Source organism: Neisseria bergeri (assembly GCA_003044455.1).
In the GTDB taxonomy this organism is placed as follows: domain Bacteria; phylum Pseudomonadota; class Gammaproteobacteria; order Burkholderiales; family Neisseriaceae; genus Neisseria; species Neisseria bergeri.
Genome location: POWY01000002.1, coordinates 102,169 through 121,092, shown reverse-complemented (window position 1 = coordinate 121,092; position 18,924 = coordinate 102,169). Strand labels below are relative to the sequence as shown.

Here is an 18,924-nt window from a genome sequence, read left to right as displayed (position 1 = left end):
GGCCGTCTTTCAGACGGCATCTGTCAGAAGAAATATCGGGAGGGGTTATGCCTGAATTGCCGGAAGTGGAAACGACGTTGCGCGGCATCGCGCCGCATATTGAAGGGAAAACGGTGGAAGCCGTGATATTGCGCCAATCGAAGCTGCGCTGGCAGGTCAATCCCGATTTGGGGGAGATTTTGTCCGGCCGGCAGGTTTTGTCCTGCGGCAGGAGGGCGAAATACCTGCTTATCCGCTTTCAAACGGGCGTACTGCTGATTCACTTGGGGATGTCGGGCAGTTTGCGGATTTTTACGCCGTCGGACGGACGTATCGGCAGGCCGGACAGGCACGATCACGTCGATATTGTGTTTTCAGACGGCACGGTCATGCGTTACCGCGATCCGAGAAAGTTCGGCGCGATACTTTGGTATGAGGGAATCGAAGAACATCATCCGCTGTTGGAAAAACTGGGGCCGGAGCCTTTGTTGGAGGCATTTTGCACGGATTATCTGTATGCGGGGCTGAAGGCGCAGAAACGCGCGGTCAAACTTGCCCTGATGGACAATGCCGTCGTGGTCGGCGTGGGCAATATTTATGCCAACGAGAGCCTGTTTAGGGCGGGCATTTCGCCCCGCCGTCCTGCCAACCGCCTGAAAAAGAAAGAGTGCGCGCTTTTGGTTGAAACCGTCAAAGCGGTGTTGCGGCGCGCCATTGAAACGGGCGGAAGCACCTTGAGGGATTTTGTGGACAGCGACGGCAAAAGCGGCTACTTCCAACAGGAATATACGGTGTACGGGCGGCACAATCAGCCGTGCCCCCGGTGCGGCGGCTTGATTGTGAAAGAAACTTTGGGGCAGCGCGGCACGTTTTATTGCCCGAACTGTCAGAAATAGGGCGGAACACGGTTTCAGACGGTATTTTATCGGTATGCCGTCCGAACGTTTCAACAACAAACACCGATTATCGGGAAAGAATTGCTCATGTCTTCAAATAAAGCTTCATTTTTTACACGTTTGCGCCGCTTGTGCCGCTTGACGGTCTGGCTGTTCAAAACCGGCAAAAACCTGCGCGGTATTGACGGCGGCTGCACCGAGTCGCGCAATCGGGCGGTAATCGAATTGGGCAGGGGGGCTTTGGCGGCTTTGGATATCGGATTGGAGGTGGGCAGGCCCGCACCCGAACATCCGAACGGTGTCTTGGTTGCCGCCAACCACGTGTCCTGGCTGGATATTTTCGCGATGAGCGCGGTTTATCCGAGCAGCTTTATCGCCAAGCAGGAAATCAAAAGCTGGCCGGTATTGGGCAAGATGGGGCAGAACGCGGGAACGGTGTTCATCAACCGCAATTCGCGGCGCGACATCGAACCGATTAACCGCGCCGTCTGCGAAACCTTGCAACGCGGTCAAAACGTCAGTTTTTTCCCTGAGGCGCGGACTTCTTCGGGCTTGGGGCTCCTGCCGTTTAAAGCCGCGCTGTTCCAATCTGCCATCGATGCGGGGGCAAAGGTTTTGGCGGTCGCGCTACGTTATTATGACGAAACGGGAAAAAGGACGGTCCGTCCGTCGTATGCCGATGTCGGTTTGCCGACCTGCCTGTGGCGCATCGTGTCTATGAAAAAACTGACCATCAAAGTCGATTTCGTTTGCGTGGCGGATGCGGCGGAAAGCGAAGACCGTTATACTTTAAAGGATAAAATCGAAGAAAGCATCCGTGCCGTTGTCGCCGGCGATGCGGATGTTGCCGTCTGAAACCGATTGTTGGAATGTGGCGGTATGATTCGCTTTTGCGGATGCGTTAAGGCTGCGGCAACGGGAGTATCTCAAACGAAATGGCGTAAGGATAGTTTGTTGTATCTATGGAAAATGCCGTCTGAACCTGTGTTCAGACGGCATATTTTATATGGGATTAACGGCGGAATCTGCCGCCGTCGAAATCATCGAAAGCCTCATAAGCCGCCCGGCATTGAGTTTTCTGTTCCTTATAAGGCAGGGAGCGGAATGCTCTGCGCGCCTTTTTGTTTTCGCGCAATTCCTGCACGTTGCCTTGCAATCGGTACCACGCGGCACGGCGTTCCAAATATTTCCTGCATTCGGGGTGCAGCATCTGCTTGTTTGCCTTGCGGATATGTTTGGTATGACGGTGGGCGGGTTCTGACGTGCCGGCAGCGGCAGTTGCCGATACCGGTCCCAATATTGCAGACAACAGTATGGCAAGCATTTTTTTGACAGACATGACAATCCTTTCTGTTTGCAATTCCTTCCAGTATAGGATGGAAGGATGGAACGGGCAAACTGTCGGCAGTTTCAGACTCGTTCACCCGGCAAAACTTGCCGTTTGATATACAGATTCAAATAACACATTAATCTCAATAATAAATTCCAATCGGTAAGAAAATGAAATTTGTCGGCGGCGGCGCGGCAAAATCATACTTTGCAAAATTTAACAATTTACAAGGGCAGAAAACTGGAAGCTTTCCTTTTCCGTCGGAAAATCCTTATTTCATCGCCTTGTAGCAGGAGCCGGTCAAAAGGCAAAAAATTTACCCGTTTTTTATCGGTAAAGAATTATCAGATAAAACAAATATTATAGGAAAAATACGACAGGCGGGTTTTATCGCGGATTGCCTGAAACTGAAAAATGCAACCGTTGTCAAGACTGGAGAAAATGCCAAAAATCCACTATATTGTCTGCCTTAATTTATTTGAAAAGACCGTGTCTTGAATATCAAGAGTGGAAGAGGAAGCGATGAATACACCGACTGATTTGAAAGTAACCAAACGAGACGGGAGATTGGAAGCCATTGATTTGGATAAGATTCACCGTGTCGTTACTTGGGCGGCGGAAGGATTGGAAAATGTTTCCGTGTCGCAGGTCGAGTTGAAATCGCACATCCAGTTCTACAACGGCATCCGCACCGACGACATCCACGAAACCATCATCAAAGCCGCTGCCGATTTAATTTCGGAAGATACCCCGGACTACCAATACCTTGCCGCGCGTTTGGCGATTTTCCATCTGCGTAAAATAGCCTATGGCGATTTTGAACCGCCCCATCTCTACGACCACGTTAAAAAGCTCACCGATGCCGGAAAATACGACAGGCATATCCTTGAGGATTACAGCCGCGAAGAATTTGACGAGCTGAACGCCTATATCGACCACGAACGCGATATGTCCTTTTCCTATGCCGCCGTCAAACAGCTCGAAGGCAAATATCTGGTACAGAACCGCGTTACCCGCCAGATTTACGAAACGCCGCAGTTCTTATATGTTTTGGTGGCGATGTGCCTTTTCAGCAAATACCCGAAAGAGGCACGCCTGGGTTACGTCAAACGTTTTTACGATGTCGTTTCCACATTTAAAGTATCGCTGCCCACGCCGATTATGAGCGGCGTGCGTACGCCTACGCGCCAGTTCTCAAGCTGTGTGCTGATTGAATGCGACGACAGCCTGGATTCCATCAACGCCACTACCAGCGCGATTGTGAAATATGTTTCCCAACGCGCGGGTATCGGCATCAATGCCGGACGTATCCGCGGTTTGGACAGCGAAATCCGGGGCGGCGAAGCGCGGCATACCGGCTGCATCCCGTTTTTCAAAATGTTTCAGGCGGCGGTCAAATCCTGTTCGCAAGGCGGCGTGCGCGGCGGCGCGGCAACCTTGTTCTACCCCTTGTGGCACATCGAAGCCGAAAGCCTGCTGGTGTTGAAAAACAACCGGGGTGTGGAAGACAACCGTATCCGTCAATTGGACTACGGCGTGCAAATCAACCGCCTGCTCTATACCCGCCTGATTAAGGGCGGCAATATTACGCTGTTTTCGCCCAACGAGGTTCCCGGGTTGTACGAAGCGTTTTTTGCCGACCAAGACGAATTTGAGCGGCTCTATACGAAATACGAGCAAGACCCGAACATCCGCAAGCGCATTATTCCGGCTGCCGACCTGTTTTCCACGCTGATGCAGGAGCGTGCCGGAACCGGGCGCATCTACATCCAAAACGTCGACCACTGCAATATGCACAGCCCGTTCGATCCGCGCGTTGCCCCCGTGCACCAGTCCAACCTGTGTATGGAAATCGCGCTGCCGACCAAACCTCTGGACAACATTAACGACCCGAACGGCGAAATAGCTCTGTGTACCCTGTCCGCCTTCAACTTGGGCGCATTAAACAGCTTGGACGAATTGGAAGGGCTTGCCGATTTGACCGTTCGCGCACTCGATGCACTTTTAGATTATCAGGGTTATCCGGTAGAAGCTGCGCGTACCTCCACTATGGGCCGCCGTTCGCTCGGCATCGGCGTGATCAACTATGCATATTATTTGGCGAAAAACGGTGTCCGCTACAGCGACGGCTCCGCACTCGGCCTGACCCACCGTACCTTTGAAGCCATGCAGTATTACCTGCTCAAAGCGTCGGTAAACCTTGCCAAAGAATACGGCGCATGCCCGCTCTTCAATCAAACCGTTTATTCTCAAGGCAAACTGCCTATCGACACCTACAAAAAAGACTTGGATGCCGTGTGCAGCGAACCGCTGTTGTGCGACTGGGAAAGCCTGCGCGCCGACATCGTCAAATACGGCCTGCGTAACTCTACTCTAACCGCACTCATGCCGTCTGAAACCAGTTCGCAAATCGCCAACGCCACCAACGGCATCGAGCCGCCTCGCGGACTGGTAACGGTCAAAGCGTCGAAAGACGGCATCCTGAAGCAAGTCGTGCCGGAGTTTGAAACCCTGAAAAATGCCTATGAAACCCTGTGGCAGCTTCCCGGCAACGAAGGCTACCTGAAACTTGTCGGCGTGATGCAAAAATTCGTCGATCAGGCAATTTCCGCCAATACCGCCTACGATCCGGGCAAATTTGAGGGCAACAAAGTTTCCATGAAACAAATGCTCAAAGACTTATTGACCGCTTACAAATACGGCGTCAAAACCCTGTACTACCACAACACCCGCGACGGCGCGGACGATACGCAAGCCGATATTCAGGATGACGGTTGCGCGGGCGGGGCTTGTAAGATTTAATAATGTTCTATTTTTCATATTAATGTTAAATTAAAAAATATTAGCAATGGTATCTAATTTTAAATGGTGAAACTAATACCGTAGGTATTGGTGAGAATATGTTAAATCAAGGCTATGCTTTACAGATGGATGCTCTGTCATTTGATTCTTTACAAAAAATTGCGGGGGGCGCATATAAGATTCCCCCTGGTGAATATGTAAAAACAGGTGAGGATGAAAATGCCGACTATTATCTAGTTAGTAATACTAATGGAAGTCGTGTTATGGTAGGAATGTTAGCGGATCCTATTATATCGATCATGAAAATTAAAAAAAATAATGAAATTTGTTTAATTACTGCTTTAAATTTAAAAAGCTGCTCAAAAAATATCCCAACAACTATTAAAAAAATTAATTCCACTAATGCAAATGGATTTCAACAAAATCTTTTATATAGTGGAAAAATAGGAAATAGAATAAAACTTTCATATAGAGAATTCCAAAATAATATGGCACGTCAGGCGTTTAGTAATGATGTTGAATATGATTTAAGTGAGTCTCATCAAGTAGGATATAAAGGTGCATTATTGGAAATAATAAATGCAACAAATCAATCTGTTACATATAAGGTGATACGTAATTTTAACACTCCAAAATAACTATAAATATTATAAATTTTTTAAGAATTCTATTCTGGAAAATTATTGAATAAAAATTATAATATTTATTTTTTTAAAAAACGAAAGACATTATGTCCTGCGAACACTTAACTATGTCATACAGCACCTTTCCCAAAACCAAAAACGACGCGCTGAAAGAGCCGATGTTTTTTGGTCAGCCGGTGAATGTTGCCCGTTATGACCAGCAGAAATACGAGGTATTTGAAAAACTGATTGAAAAACAACTGTCGTTTTTTTGGCGGCCGGAAGAAATCGACGTGTCGCGCGACCGTATCGACTACGCCAACCTGCCGGAACACGAGAAGCATATTTTCATCAGCAATCTGAAATACCAAACTTTGCTTGATTCCATCCAAGGGCGCAGTCCGAATGTTGCCTTGCTGCCTTTGGTTTCGATTCCCGAGCTGGAAACGTGGATTGAAACGTGGAGCTTCAGCGAAACCATCCACTCGCGCAGCTATACCCACATCATCCGCAATATTGTGAATGACCCGTCGGTCGTGTTTGATGATATTGTCGAAAACGAATATATTACCGCCCGCGCCGAAGACATCGCCTGCTATTACGATGACTTAATCGAATACACCCAGTATTACAACCTGTTGGGCGAAGGGGTGCACAATGTCGGCGGCAAACCCGTTACCGTGTCTTTGCGCGGGTTGAAGAAAAAACTCTATCTCTGTCTGATGTGTGTCAACGTGTTGGAAGCCATCCGTTTCTACGTTTCATTTGCCTGCTCGTTTGCTTTTGCCGAGCGCGAGTTGATGGAAGGCAACGCCAAAATCATTAAACTGATTGCCCGCGACGAAGCCCTGCACCTGACCGGCACGCAGCATATGCTTAATCTGATGCGTTCTGGTGTCGATGATTCTGAAATGGCGGAGATTGCCGCCGAGTTGCAGGACGAATGTTTCCAACTCTTCAAAAAGGCGGCGGAACAGGAAAAAGAATGGGCGGCATATTTGTTTAAAGACGGTTCGATGATTGGTTTAAACAAAGAAATCTTATCCCAATACGTCGAATATATTACCAATCTGCGTATGCAGGCGGTGGGGTTGCCGGCCGGATTTGAAGGCGCAAATCAAAACCCGATTCCGTGGATTAATGCGTGGCTGTCGTCCGACAACGTACAGGTCGCGCCGCAGGAAGTGGAAATATCTTCTTACTTGATCGGTCAGATTGATTCTGAAGTGAATACGGATGATTTGGGAGATTTTGAGTTGTAAACGTTTTTTTGAAAAAATGCCGTCTGAAGCCGGATGTTTCAGACGGCATTTGTATGTTGTATGATGGGAAAAACAGCGGGTAGGATCGGTTATTGTTCCTTTTATAGTGGATTAAATTTAAATCAGGACAAGGCGACGAAGCCGCAGACAGTACAGATAGTACGGCAAGGCGAGGCAACGCCGTACTGGTTTAAATTTAATCCACTATATTTTTGATTGGTTGGAAATGGCGCACATTGGTACGAATAAGGGTCTTTTTGAGCTCTTGGAGGGTGAGACCCTGTTGGAAGGCTTGGAACGGACGGGACATATGGTGGAATATCAGTGTCGAAGCGGATATTGCGGATCGTGCCGGGTAAAGATTTTGGAGGGAAGCGTTACTTATCGGGAGCCGCCTTTGGCTTTTTTGGGGCGGGACGAGATACTGCCGTGCTGCTGTTGTGTCGAGGGGGATGTCAGGCTGGATTGCGGTTTGGCGGGGGAGGATGAGGTGCTGTCTGACCGTTTGTTGAAATAAAAGCCGTCCGAACATTGGTTCGGACGGCTTTTTGACGGTATTACCGGTTATGCCTGATGAGTCGGTAAAAGGTTTCGCCGTCTTGGATATAACCCAGTTCTACCCGGGCGATTTCCGAAATGGCTTCTTGACCGTTTTCCAAATCATAGACTTCGGCGGCAAGGGAATGATTGCGTAGGGCGAGCGTCTGGTTTTTTTCTTCTTGAACGGCAATCTGTTCTCTCAGACTGCTGTTGCGTCCGATGCTGCCTTTGCTGAACCACAGGCTGTATTGGCAACAGACAAGTGCGAAGGATAAAACGACAGTTACCCACTTCATACCTTAACCTTTTCTTATTTGCCCAGTTGGTAGAATGCGGCTTTGCTGGGGTAGTAGGCGGCTTCTGCCAATTCTTCCTCGATACGCAGCAGTTGGTTGTATTTTGCCATGCGGTCGGAACGGCTCAAAGAACCGGTTTTAATCTGCATACAGTTAGTGGCGACTGCCAAGTCGGCAATAGTGCTGTCTTCGGTTTCGCCGGAGCGGTGGCTCATCACACTGGCGTAGCGGTTGCGTTTTGCCAGATCGACGGCTTTCAATGTTTCGCTCAAAGTACCGATTTGGTTGACTTTGACCAATAGTGCGTTTGCCACGCCTTTTTCGATGCCTTCGGCAAGGATTTTCGGATTGGTTACGAACAAGTCGTCGCCGACCAATTGAACTTTTTTGCCCAATTTTTCGGTCAGTAGTTTCCAGCCTTCCCAGTCGTTTTCGTCCATGCCGTCTTCGATGGAGATGATGGGGAACTCGTTAACCAAGCCTTCCAAGTATTCGGCAAATTCCGCGTTGGTGTAGGAGCGGCCTTCGGCTTCCAAGTGGTATTTGCCGTCTTTGTAGAATTCGCTGGATGCGCAGTCCAGGGCGAACAATACGTCTTCGCCTGCTTTGTAGCCTGCGGCTTCGGTCGCTTCAACCATCAGTTGCAGGGCTTCTTTGTGGCTGTTCAGGTTGGGGGCGAAACCGCCTTCGTCGCCGACTGTGGTCGGGAAGCCTTTGCTGTCGCACAGTTTTTTTAGAGCGTGGAAAATTTCCGCACCGCAGCGCAACGCTTCGCGGAAAGATTTTGCGCCGACAGGCATAATCATGAATTCTTGGATATTCAGGCTGTTGTTGGCGTGTTCGCCGCCGTTGATAACGTTCATCATCGGAACAGGCAGGGCCATTGGGCCTGCGCCGCCCAAGTAACGGTACAGGGGCAGGCCTGCATCTTCAGCGGCTGCGCGTGCTACGGCCATAGAAACGGCCAAAGTCGCGTTGGCACCCAAGTTGCCTTTGTTTTCAGTACCGTCCAATTCGATCATGATTTGGTCGATATAAGATTGTTCGCTGGCATCGATACCGATGAGGGCTTGCGCGATTTGGTTGTTGACGTGTTCTACCGCCTTCAATACGCCCTTGCCTGAATAACGGGATTTGTCGCCGTCGCGCAGTTCCAAAGCCTCTTTTTGACCGGTGGATGCGCCGCTCGGTACGGCTGCACGTCCCATTACGCCAGATTCGAGCAATACATCACACTCGACTGTGGGGTTGCCGCGTGAGTCCAAAATTTCGCGGGCGAAAATATCAACAATTGCGCTCATGAATGTTCTCCAAGTGAAGTGAAGGGAGGTAAAAAATGGGAGGGCTTCAGACGGCCTTTTTGCCGGAAAGCCGCCAACTTAAAACTGCTGAAAGTAGGGCGGCTGCCATGAAAATCATGCTGGAAATGCCGTGCCACATTCCGAAAGATCCGCCTGCAACCGACAACAGCCAATTTTCATGTCCGTATTTCAGTGCCTCGATAACGGGGGTAACCAAAAATTGGTTGGCGGCAAGGGCGGACAATAAAAAAAGCAGCAGGGCGGTTTGCCGCCGGGTTAGGGCGGCAAAGGCGGCAACCAGTACCGCGCCCCAAACGGCAAGCCCGCTCAAAGAGAGGATGTCGAACAATACGCCGACAATTTCGCCCGCCTGCATTTTGGGCAGCATTTTGAACAGCACCGGTGCGGCGATATAACCCGTCATAATCTGCATACCGAGCCACAAGGTTGCGGCATACAGGCTGATTTTTCGGAAAGTCTGCATCATAAGGCGAAACCGTGTTACTCAATGGTTAAAACCGGCTGCGATTTGATTAAATCGTCCAATGCCTTGACGCGGATTAAAAAGTCTTCCAGAAGGTGTAGCGGCAGCGCGCTGGGGCCGTCGCATTTTGCCAGTTTCGGATCGGGGTGCGATTCGAGGAACAGGCCGGCAAGGCGGGTTGCCATGCCTGCAAGTGCCAAATCCAAAGCCTGTGCGCGACGACCGCCGGATGCGGCAGAACCGGCATCGCGGGTTTGCAGGGAATGGGTAACGTCGAAAATAACCGGCAGGTTGCCGCAGGTTTGTTTCATCACGCCGAAACCGAGCATATCGACAACGAGGTTGTCGTAGCCGAAGCTGCTGCCGCGTTCGCATAAAATCAGTTTCCCGTTGCCGGCTTCGCGGAATTTTTCCACAATGTTTTTCATTTGAGAGGGGCTGAGGAATTGTGGTTTTTTGATGTTGATGACATTGCCCGTTTCCGCCATTGCGGCCACCAAATCGGTCTGCCGCGCAAGAAAGGCGGGAAGCTGGATGACATCGCACACTTCGGCAACGGGTCGGCACTGATAGGGTTCGTGTACGTCGGTAATGACGGGGATGCCGAATTCCGCTTTGACTTTTTCAAAAATCTTTAAGCCTTCTTCCAAGCCTACGCCGCGATAAGAATGGATGGAGGAACGGTTTGCCTTGTCGAAAGAGGCTTTAAAGATATAGGGAATGCCCAGTTTGCGGGTTACTTCGACGTAATGCGCACAGGTTTGGAGGGTGGAATCCAAATCTTCTAAAACGTTGATGCCGCCGAATAGGACGAAGGGCGAGTTGTTGCCGAGGGTAATGCCGTTGATTTTAATATCCATAATCAATGTCCGTTTTCAGGGTTACAGCACGGTGTGCGGCGGCTCGTAGGAGATGATGTCGCGGATTTTGTTGTTTCCGTCTACCAAGACGACTTTGGGTTCATGCGCGGCGATTTCCGGTTCGGAGAGTTGGATATAAGACATGATGATGACGATGTCGCCTTTCTGCACCAGCCTGGCCGCCGCACCGTTCAGGCAGACCACGCCGCTGCCGCGTTTGCCTGAAATGGTATAGGTTTCAAAACGTTCGCCGTTGTTGTTGTTGACGATGGCGACTTTTTCGTTGGGATAGATGCCTGCCGCGTCCAACAGGTCTTGATCGACGGTAATGCTGCCGACGTAGTTCAAATCGGCTTCGGTTACGGTGGCGCGGTGGATTTTTCCGCCAAGCATAGTACGGAACATGTATTTCCTTTTGGTTTGTGTGCGGTCTGACGGGCGTGATGCCGTCTGAAAATCTGAATGCCGTATTATAGTGGAGTTTCCTTCAAATTCATAATGGCAAGGCTTCGGGCAGGGAAGCTGTTTTCAGACGGCATTTCATTTTTGCCGATTGGCAATCCGGTTCAACTCTCCCAATCGATTGAGAAAATGCTGCCGTCCAAATGCAGTTTGACGGCAAGGATTTCGTCGCTTTCCATATTGGCGGGCATATAATCCATAACGGCAAAAGCCGGACTTTCTGCCCATAAGCTGATATAGGTCAACTGCATGGTGCGGACAAACTTTGCCGCATCACGGCTTGTTTGGGTATCTTCGGTGTGAAAGTCGATATAGCGGCTGTCCCGTTTCAAATATTCCGTCAGTGCGGCGCGTGCAGCATCGTCGGCTTTTTCCAATTCGGACAGGAAGGCGGCAAATGCATCCAATGTTTTGGTTGGCAGGCTGTTTTCATTTTCTGCCCACAGGGATACCTCGACAAGATTGCCTTTGACGGTCAGCTCGTCTTCCCAGAGGACATCTTCTTCTCCGTCAAAACCTTCGGTGGACAGTTGTCGGAAATAGGGGTGAAAAATCGACATGATTGTTCCTTTTGGTGAGGATTGGGAGATTGTATGCCGTCTGAACGGTGTTCTTCAGACGGCATCGTTACATCAATTTCCTTTGGGCAGGCGTTTGCCTTGCAGGGTTTTTAGCACGGTTTTGACGGTGTTGATCCTGACTTCGATGTTTTCCATTTCCGCTGCAAACCTCAATTTGTCTTCCCCTGCCAGCCGGTATTTTTTATCCGTCTGAATCAGCAGGATAATCTCCGTCGGGTCGATACAGTGGTGTTTGCCGAAGGTAACGGTTACGGCTTCGCCTGTAGCATCGATGGCATCGATACCCAATTCTTTTGCCGCAAGCCGTAAGTGGTGGCTTTCGATGAGGGTTTTGACGGGTTGTTCGGGCAGGCCGAAGCGGTCGACGAGTTCTTCGTGTATGGCGTTGATTTGCTGCACGGTTTCGCAGACGGCGAGGCGTTTGTAGAGGACGAGCCGTTCGTGGATGTCGGGGCAGTAATCTTCGGGCAATAATGCCGGGCTGTGCAGTTTGATTTCGGTGGTAATGCCTAATGGCGCGTCGAGGTCGGGCTGGCGGCCTTTTTTGAGGTCGCGCACGGCTTGTTTGAGCATTTCGGTGTAGAGCGTGAAGCCGACCTGCATCATTTCGCCGGACTGCCCTTCGCCGAGGATTTCGCCTGCGCCGCGGATTTCCAAATCCTGCATGGCGAGGGTGAAACCTGCGCCGAGTTCGTCTGCCGCCGCAATGGCATCGAGGCGTTTTTCTGCGTCTTTGGTGATGTATTCGGGCGTGAGCAGGTAGGCGTAGGCTTGGTGGTGGCTGCGGCCGACGCGACCGCGAAGCTGGTGCAGTTGCGCCAGCCCGAATTTGTCGGCGCGGTTGATGATGATGGTGTTGGCGTTGGGAATGTCGATGCCGGTTTCGATGATGGTTGAACAGAGCAACACGTTGAATCTTTGCTGCAAAAAGTCGCGCATCACTTGTTCCAGCTCGCGCTCGCGCAGTTGTCCGTGTGCCACGCCGATGCGGGCTTCGGGCAGCAGGGTTTCCAACCGCTCGCGCATATTCTCAATCGTATCCACTTCATTGTGCAGGAAAAACACTTGTCCGCCGCGTTTGAGTTCGCGCAATACGGCTTCGTGCACGCTGCCTTCGCTGAAAGGTTTGACAAAAGTTTTGACGGCGAGGCGGCGGCTGGGCGCAGTGGTAATCAGCGAGAAGTCGCGCAGCCCTTCGAGCGCCATGCTGAGGGTGCGCGGAATCGGCGTGGCGGTCATGGTGAGGATATCGACATTGGCGCGCAGGCGTTTGAGCTGCTCTTTTTGACGCACGCCGAAGCGGTGTTCTTCATCGATAATCACTAAGCCTAAGTTTTTGAATTTTATATCGTCTTGTACCAGTTTGTGCGTACCGATAACGATATCGACCGTGCCGTCCGCCATGCCTTCCAGCGCGGCTTTGGTGGCTTTGCTGTTGTTGAAACGCGAAAGGCCGGCGACTTTCACGGGGAAATCGGCGAAGCGGTCGGCGAAGTTTTGCGCATGTTGCTCGACCAGAAGCGTAGTCGGGGCGAGTACGGCAACCTGTTTGCCGCCCATCACCGCCACAAACGCAGCGCGTAGGGCGACTTCGGTTTTGCCGAAGCCGACATCGCCGCACACAAGGCGGTCCATAGGTTTCGCCTGCGTCAAATCTTTAATCACGGCAGCGATGGCGGCAGCCTGGTCTTCGGTTTCTTCGTAGCCGAAACCGTCGGCAAACGCCTGATAGTCCAGCTCGTTGATTTCAAACTTGTGTCCCGATTGGGCGGCGCGTTGGGCGTAGAGGTTGAGCAACTCGGCGGCGGTATCGCGCGCTTTTTCGGCGGCTTTGCGTTTCGCCTTGTTCCACGCGCCGCTGCCAAGCTTGTGCAGGGTAACGTTTTCATGCGCCTGGCCGGAGTAGCGGCTGATTAAATGCAGCTGAGAAACAGGCACATAAAGCTGAGCTTCGCCTGCATATTCAAGCAACATCATTTCGTTGGTTTCATCGCCCAAGTCCATTGTGACCAAGCCCATATATCGGCCGATGCCGTGTTCTTCGTGCACGACAGGGTCGCCGATATTGATTTCGGCAAGGTCGCGCAACAGGCCGTCTGAAACGGCGGCGTGTTTCTTGCGATGATATTTGCGCGAGCGGGCAACATATTGATAAAGATCGGATTCAGTAATAACCGCGATGTTTTGATCTTCTAATTTAAACCCGTAAGCCAACGGCGCCACTGTAATCATCAGCGGCTTATGCGCCGACAAGAAGCCCTGCCAGTCGGATACGCTTTTGGCTTTCAAGCCGTTTTGCTGCAAGAAACCGAGCATGGTTTCGCGTCGTCCCAAACTTTCGGCGCACAGCAAAATCCGTCCGTCAAAGGCCGTCTGAAAATCCTTCAATGCCTGCAACGGTTCATCTGCTTGGCGGTTGACGGCAAGGTTGGGCAGGCTGTGTTCCTTGCCGGAAACATCGGGCAGCACTTGTCCGTAGTTTTTCAGACGGCCTGCGAATACATCGGCAGAGAGATACAAATGCTGTGGAAGCAAAGGCGGATAGGTTTCGTCGCCATGCGCCATCGCGTAACGCGATTTGACATCGCCCCAAAAGCGGTTGGCCTCGGCGTGAACGTCGCCCAAAGAGACAAACAGCGCATCCTCGCCGATATAGTCAAACAGCGTTTCCAACTCGTTTTCAAAAAACAGCGGCAGATAATATTCCACACCCGCACCGAAATGGCCGTTACTGACGGCTTTGTACACGGCGGCATCGTTCGGATTGCCATCGACTTCCTCGCGGAAGCGGCTTCGGAAGATTTTTTGTGCTTCGCTGTCGGTGGGAAACTCGTGCGCCGGCAGCAGGCGGATTTCGGAAACGGGGGAGATGGTGCGCTGCGTGTCCGTGTCAAAGGTTTTGATGCTGTCGATTTCATCGTCGAACAAATCGATGCGGTAGGGCATTTCGCTACCCATCGGGAACAAATCGACAATGCCGCCGCGCACGGCAAATTCGCCCGCCGCGACAACGTGGGAAACATGGTTGTAGCCCGCATCCGTCAAATCGGTTTTCAGACGGCCTATATCCAGAGTCTGCCCCGTTTTCAGCCAAAACGTGCGCCCCGCCAGAAACGGCACGGGCGGCAGCTTCTGCATCGCCGTGGCAACCGGTACGAACAACACGTCCGCCGCACCGCTTTTAATCTGCCACAACGCCGACAAGCGCTCCGACACCAAATCCTGATGCGGAGAAAAACGCTCGTAAGGCAACGTTTCCCAGTCCGGCAGGAACACCGCCGTATCGTGCGGACGGAAAAACCGCCAGGCCGTCTGAAGGCGTAGCGCCTGTTCCGCATCTTGGGTCAAGACAACCTTGATCTGCTTATGCGGCAGATAACGCGCCAAAGCCAAGGGCAGCGAGCCTTGCGAAAGATTGAGCCAACGGGATTTTTCACGGGGTTTGGGGATGGGGTAGGTCATGGCGTAGGGATAATGGCTTGCGGCAGCCGGAAAAAATTTCGAGCCGCTTCGGGGTTAGTCAGGCTGTATAGATGGAATTTTAACAGATTAAGAACAGGATACTTGCCTGGTTTTTTAAACGGCTTTTGTATCTCGAAGAAAACTTGATTTTATGGGAAAAAAGGATGTGTAAAACGCTACCTTTGCTACCGGATAGTAAGTTTCAGTTTTTCAAATGGCAAGGCAAAGTGAGGTTAAGAAACGAAAATATAAAATATGTCGGCATTATTAGTATCAAGGGGGAAGATAATCTTTATCTCAACTCCTTATATATTACGCCTCATCGGAAGGAGTGCTTTTGGTTGAAGCCTTGCCACTTATGGCAATAGAATCTAATCGGATGTGAAAGTGCCCCCCCATTCAGGACGGCACACAGGGCGACGCTTTTATGTGCCGTCCTGTTTGTTGAAACATGTTTTATCAAATAAGATTTATTTATTTCTGTAGAAATTAAAAATCAGGGTGTAGCGGCAACCGGCATAAATTTTGCTAACGGTGTGATGAGATTCCCTTGATATTTCAAATGCGAACATACTTCGATGCTCCGGTAAAATTATATTAGCTATATCCTGTGGATCTTCGCTGTTAAAAATCATTAAGTATCCGCCATTATCAGCAGGCCAGCTGTGGTTTAGTTGAATAAGCAGGCGATGCGATTCAGTTTCAAAATCAGCTTCTTCAATGTAATCATTGTGAATTTTGATGATTTGATTGTCTAATAAGCGATGGGCAACTATCTCGACACTATCCTTTAATTGACATGAAAATAAATTCTCCATTAAATTCTTTAATCTTTGCTTTGTTTCATCGCTAATCAAGAATTGTAGGTTTTTTGGTACATTCTGTATATCAAGTAAAAATTCGTACTGGCTGTAGAAATCTGTAATAGTTAAATGCCAAGGGGCAATTTTCAACCATTCTAAAATATCTTTTGCTTGTTGCTCATCTAAAAAATTTTTAGAAAAAGCATGAGGAAAAGGTATTTTATTGCATTGAATATTATTTGTATTTATCTTCATAGATATTTTTCTAATGTGTTTGATATGGTTTCAATGATATATATGTGGTCTTGGCAGAATACGGATGGATTATCAAATCCGTTTTTATCACTCCAACGATATAGGGGCATCCCACCGCCACAGATTGACAAATAGCGACAATTTTTACATTTTTTTGATGTTGGATTTTGAAGTTCCAAGTAATCCTTAAATTCATCAGATTGGATTAGTTCTATTAAATTATTCTTGGATACATTCCACGAAAACTCGAATCTGTCTGCCCGATTCTTTGTGCTTTTTAGGGTATCGTTCTTGGTAATATCTCCATTTGTGTCAATAATCAAAATGCCTGAAGTTTCAGTTCCTGTTCCCTCTTTCGAACTAAACCCTCCAATCAGCAGTTTAATGTAGTTGTCAAAAAATGCTATAGGGATAGGATTGGGGTCATAGAAATATAAATTCCATAAAGATTCTAACCATTTTCCATATTCTAATGATTCAAAACTTGATTTCCCAAAGGGATACCGGTCATGATTGCCGTCTCTCATTAAGAAATTAACACTTGGAATATTTAATTTTTTAAAAAAATTATAAACCTCTTTAGGGTTGCTTAAAGGGTTAATAACAGCCAAGCAACCAGTAAAAACTTGATTTGAAAATGGATGATTTTTTATTAGGCGAAGACTATCCATAATGCGGTAAAATGAACCACGTCCTAAATGATCCAGCCTCATTTCATCATTGATGTTTTGCGGACCATCCAAGCTGATAGAAATAGTTACGTTATATGTATAACAAAGTGTAATCAATTCTTCTGTAAGAAGAAGCCCATTAGTTTGAATTGAAACAGTAGTATATTCAGGCAATCTATGCCGCAATTTTTTCAATAAATATTCAAGTCGATGTTTTGGCAATAAAAAAGGTTCGCCACCATGAAGAACAATCGCAAAACTTTTTCCTTGAAAAGAGTATAAATTAAACAAAGATTCCTCAATATCATCAATAACTTTTTCACTAAGCAGTTTGGTATTGTCTTTCCAACCGTCATCACCTAAATGGTACACATAACAGTAGGTGCAATTTAGATTACACCTACTGGCGACCTTCAATAAAACAGTATCAATCATAACTTAATATTACTGACCACGGTTATGGCGGTTGTGCGTGCGGTCATATTTGAGCATCATCGCTGTTTTCTGCTCATTCTCAACTTCTTTAATTAATCGAGAAAGTAATGGGTGGTTAATCGGCATTTTTGGGTTAATTAAGTGATTTTTATTCAGCATTTAAGCCTCCATAATAATGGTTGGGAAGATTCAATAAAGCAGTACGGTTGCCATTATATATATATAATGTAAACAATTAGTTTTTATTAAAAATCAATATGTTATTTTTAATATTTTATAATTAAATTTGGAAACGGCTGCAGCTGCTACGTTGTGAGTTATTCAAGCTGTCCGATAATCATTGTTGCCTAGGTAAGTTTGTGGTATAAAGTTTAGAAACTTAACTCTAAACCGTGGCAGGCGGTTTGACCGGCCGCCGATTAATGGGAACTGACAGAGGAAGCCGATGATACACACCGAACCGAGCGCGCAGCCGTCAACCATGGACACGGCTGCTTTTTTAAAGCACATCGAATCCGTATTCCGCCGCATTTTTTCAGACGGCATCGACCTGATGCAATACCTGCCCGAAGACAAATGGCTTGCCTTGAAGCAGGCGGGTTTGCTGTTGCCCTTCCTCGACAAAAAACACGGCGGGCGCAAGGGCAGCCAGTTTGAAATTCAGGAAGTATTGCGGATTGCGGGGCATTACGGCGTGCCCGTTACGCTGCGTACAGGCATCGAAGGCGCGCTGGTGTTGCAGCCTCTGCAAGAATTCGGTGACGAAGCGCAAGTCGCGCAAGGTTTGGAGATGATTTTCAAAGGCGAGGGCGGCGGTTTGGGCATTACCGAACCCGAAACCTCCGGCGCGGCGATTGCCCGCGAAATGCAGTCTTACTACGAATACATCGACGATAAAACCATTTACGTTAACGCCGCGAAATATTGGCAGGGCAATTCGCAAAGCGACTTCCTCCTCGTTGCCGCCAAAGAACGCAAAAACGGCAAACTCGCCAAAGTCATCGACCTGCTGCTCGTCCCCAAAACATACATCCGCTGCGAAACCCTCGCATCCGAAGGCCTGCGCGCCGTCCGTTACGCCGTCAACCGCATCGATGCCCAAATGCCTGCAGCCGCCGTGATGAAACTCTCTCAGGGCGACGCGGCCGGTTTGCGCGCGTTCCAAAACATCTTTATCCGCAGCCGCCTGCAACTGATTGGCATGACGCACGGCATCATGGAATACATCCTTGACAACCTGAACCGATACGTCCGCCACGACATCAAATTTGTCGATTACGAACGCCGCGAAATCCAACGCCGCCATCAGGTTTCCGAAATCCTTTACCGCTACGTCTGCCATTGCGTTTCGCCCGTTGCCCCCGTCGCCCATCAGCTGATGGAGGCAAACATCATCAAAACCCTCGCCACGGAATACACATACGCCGCTGCCCAAATGTTGCAAAAACTCTTGGGCGCGAAGGGTTTTGAACGCGGACACACCGCCAGCAATATCGCTATCGACATCCGCCCCTTCACCATCTTCGAAGGTCCGAACGATATGCTTTATGCCGAAATTTACGACCAGTTCGTCCGCGCCACCGCCGAAGAAAAAGAAGCGGGCATTAAGTTGGACAAAAACCAAACCCTGCTTGACCGCCTGCAAACCGATGCCCGCTTTGCCGCCGTCGCCCGCGATTACACTTTGCCCGAAGACATCCGCAGCTTCCTGCAGGAACACACCCTGACCGACGCCTGCGCCCTGCAAAAAGTCTTCATCGGCAAAATCATTGCCCGACTCTTCGCCTTCGTACAGGCGGAACACGAAGACACCGCAGCCTTCCTGCTGAACGACATCCGCAAAGATATATTGGACTGCCGATATTGCGGATAGCGGGCAAAT

At 49.3% G+C, this 18,924-nt stretch carries 18 protein-coding genes and 1 pseudogene; 8 read left to right on the top strand and 11 right to left on the bottom strand.

Features of this window, described 5'->3' with window-relative positions; translation table 11 throughout:
* The first annotated feature begins 47 nt into the window (after positions 1-47).
* Both mutM and DBY86_RS03650 read left to right on the top strand, forming a co-directional pair.
* Complete coding sequence (mutM, locus tag DBY86_RS03655) at positions 48-875, top strand: DNA-formamidopyrimidine glycosylase (RefSeq protein ID WP_107818957.1); 828 nt, start codon at positions 48-50, stop codon at positions 873-875.
* 87 nt (positions 876-962) lie between these two features.
* On the top strand, positions 963-1,730 hold the full coding sequence (locus DBY86_RS03650; RefSeq protein WP_107818956.1) for a 1-acyl-sn-glycerol-3-phosphate acyltransferase: 768 nt from the start codon (positions 963-965) through the stop codon (positions 1,728-1,730).
* Positions 1,731-1,887: 157 nt separating this feature from the next.
* Here the strand turns inward: DBY86_RS03650 and DBY86_RS03645 are convergent, their stop codons facing one another.
* Positions 1,888-2,214, bottom strand: coding sequence for a stress response protein (locus tag DBY86_RS03645; RefSeq protein ID WP_107818955.1), 327 nt, complete (start codon positions 2,212-2,214; stop codon positions 1,888-1,890).
* Between the two features lie 513 nt (positions 2,215-2,727).
* Here DBY86_RS03645 and nrdA point away from each other — a divergent pair.
* The 5 genes and pseudogenes from nrdA (at position 2,728) to yfaE (ending at position 7,409) form a co-directional block, all read left to right on the top strand.
* Positions 2,728-5,007, top strand: coding sequence for a class 1a ribonucleoside-diphosphate reductase subunit alpha (nrdA, locus tag DBY86_RS03635; RefSeq protein WP_107818953.1), 2,280 nt, complete (start codon positions 2,728-2,730; stop codon positions 5,005-5,007).
* Positions 5,008-5,105: 98 nt separating this feature from the next.
* A complete protein-coding gene (locus DBY86_RS03630) occupies positions 5,106-5,645 on the top strand; it encodes a hypothetical protein (protein WP_159068541.1) in 540 nt (179 codons plus the stop codon).
* Between the two features lie 113 nt (positions 5,646-5,758).
* Positions 5,759-6,892: a class Ia ribonucleoside-diphosphate reductase subunit beta gene (gene nrdB / locus DBY86_RS03625; protein ID WP_003752662.1), complete on the top strand. Its 1,134-nt coding sequence runs from the start codon at positions 5,759-5,761 to the stop codon at positions 6,890-6,892.
* 102 nt (positions 6,893-6,994) lie between these two features.
* Positions 6,995-7,102 (top strand): annotated as a pseudogene (locus DBY86_RS12875) (IS5/IS1182 family transposase); the annotation flags it as partial.
* A gap of 16 nt (positions 7,103-7,118) precedes the next feature.
* Complete coding sequence (gene yfaE / locus DBY86_RS03620; RefSeq protein ID WP_107818951.1) at positions 7,119-7,409, top strand: class I ribonucleotide reductase maintenance protein YfaE; 291 nt, start codon at positions 7,119-7,121, stop codon at positions 7,407-7,409.
* A gap of 40 nt (positions 7,410-7,449) precedes the next feature.
* Here the strand turns inward: yfaE and ftsB are convergent, their stop codons facing one another.
* From ftsB to yhhA, 10 genes are all read right to left on the bottom strand, one after another.
* Entirely contained in the window at positions 7,450-7,728 is a 279-nt protein-coding gene (gene ftsB / locus DBY86_RS03615) for a cell division protein FtsB (protein WP_107818950.1), read from the bottom strand.
* 14 nt (positions 7,729-7,742) lie between these two features.
* Complete coding sequence (gene eno, locus DBY86_RS03610; RefSeq protein WP_107818949.1) at positions 7,743-9,029, bottom strand: phosphopyruvate hydratase; 1,287 nt, start codon at positions 9,027-9,029, stop codon at positions 7,743-7,745.
* Between the two features lie 46 nt (positions 9,030-9,075).
* Entirely contained in the window at positions 9,076-9,516 is a 441-nt protein-coding gene (locus DBY86_RS03605; protein WP_107818948.1) for a DUF4149 domain-containing protein, read from the bottom strand.
* Between the two features lie 14 nt (positions 9,517-9,530).
* Complete coding sequence (gene kdsA / locus DBY86_RS03600; RefSeq protein ID WP_107818947.1) at positions 9,531-10,373, bottom strand: 3-deoxy-8-phosphooctulonate synthase; 843 nt, start codon at positions 10,371-10,373, stop codon at positions 9,531-9,533.
* Positions 10,374-10,394: 21 nt separating this feature from the next.
* Positions 10,395-10,778 (bottom strand): aspartate 1-decarboxylase, encoded by a 384-nt coding sequence (panD, locus tag DBY86_RS03595; protein WP_003752675.1) that lies wholly within the window; start codon positions 10,776-10,778, stop codon positions 10,395-10,397.
* 161 nt (positions 10,779-10,939) lie between these two features.
* Positions 10,940-11,395, bottom strand: coding sequence for a DUF2004 domain-containing protein (locus DBY86_RS03590; protein ID WP_107818946.1), 456 nt, complete (start codon positions 11,393-11,395; stop codon positions 10,940-10,942).
* A 72-nt stretch (positions 11,396-11,467) separates the two neighbouring features.
* Positions 11,468-14,878, bottom strand: a complete 3,411-nt coding sequence (gene mfd / locus DBY86_RS03585; protein WP_107818945.1) for a transcription-repair coupling factor — start codon at positions 14,876-14,878, stop codon at positions 11,468-11,470.
* Between the two features lie 470 nt (positions 14,879-15,348).
* Positions 15,349-15,936, bottom strand: a complete 588-nt coding sequence (gene yhhC / locus DBY86_RS03580) for a cyclophane-containing peptide 2OG-Fe(II) oxygenase YhhC (protein ID WP_107818944.1) — start codon at positions 15,934-15,936, stop codon at positions 15,349-15,351.
* On the bottom strand, positions 15,933-17,042 hold the full coding sequence (yhhB, locus tag DBY86_RS03575; protein WP_107818943.1) for a cyclophane-forming radical SAM/SPASM peptide maturase YhhB: 1,110 nt from the start codon (positions 17,040-17,042) through the stop codon (positions 15,933-15,935). The genes yhhC and yhhB overlap by 4 nt, the downstream gene beginning before the upstream one ends.
* Positions 17,043-17,051: 9 nt before the next feature.
* On the bottom strand, positions 17,052-17,201 hold the full coding sequence (gene yhhA / locus DBY86_RS13300) for a YhhA family cyclophane-containing RiPP (RefSeq protein WP_167435377.1): 150 nt from the start codon (positions 17,199-17,201) through the stop codon (positions 17,052-17,054).
* A 286-nt stretch (positions 17,202-17,487) separates the two neighbouring features.
* Here yhhA and DBY86_RS03565 point away from each other — a divergent pair, with 286 nt between their 5' ends.
* A complete protein-coding gene (locus DBY86_RS03565; protein ID WP_107818941.1) occupies positions 17,488-18,915 on the top strand; it encodes an acyl-CoA dehydrogenase family protein in 1,428 nt (475 codons plus the stop codon).
* The last annotated feature ends 9 nt before the right edge of the window (positions 18,916-18,924 follow it).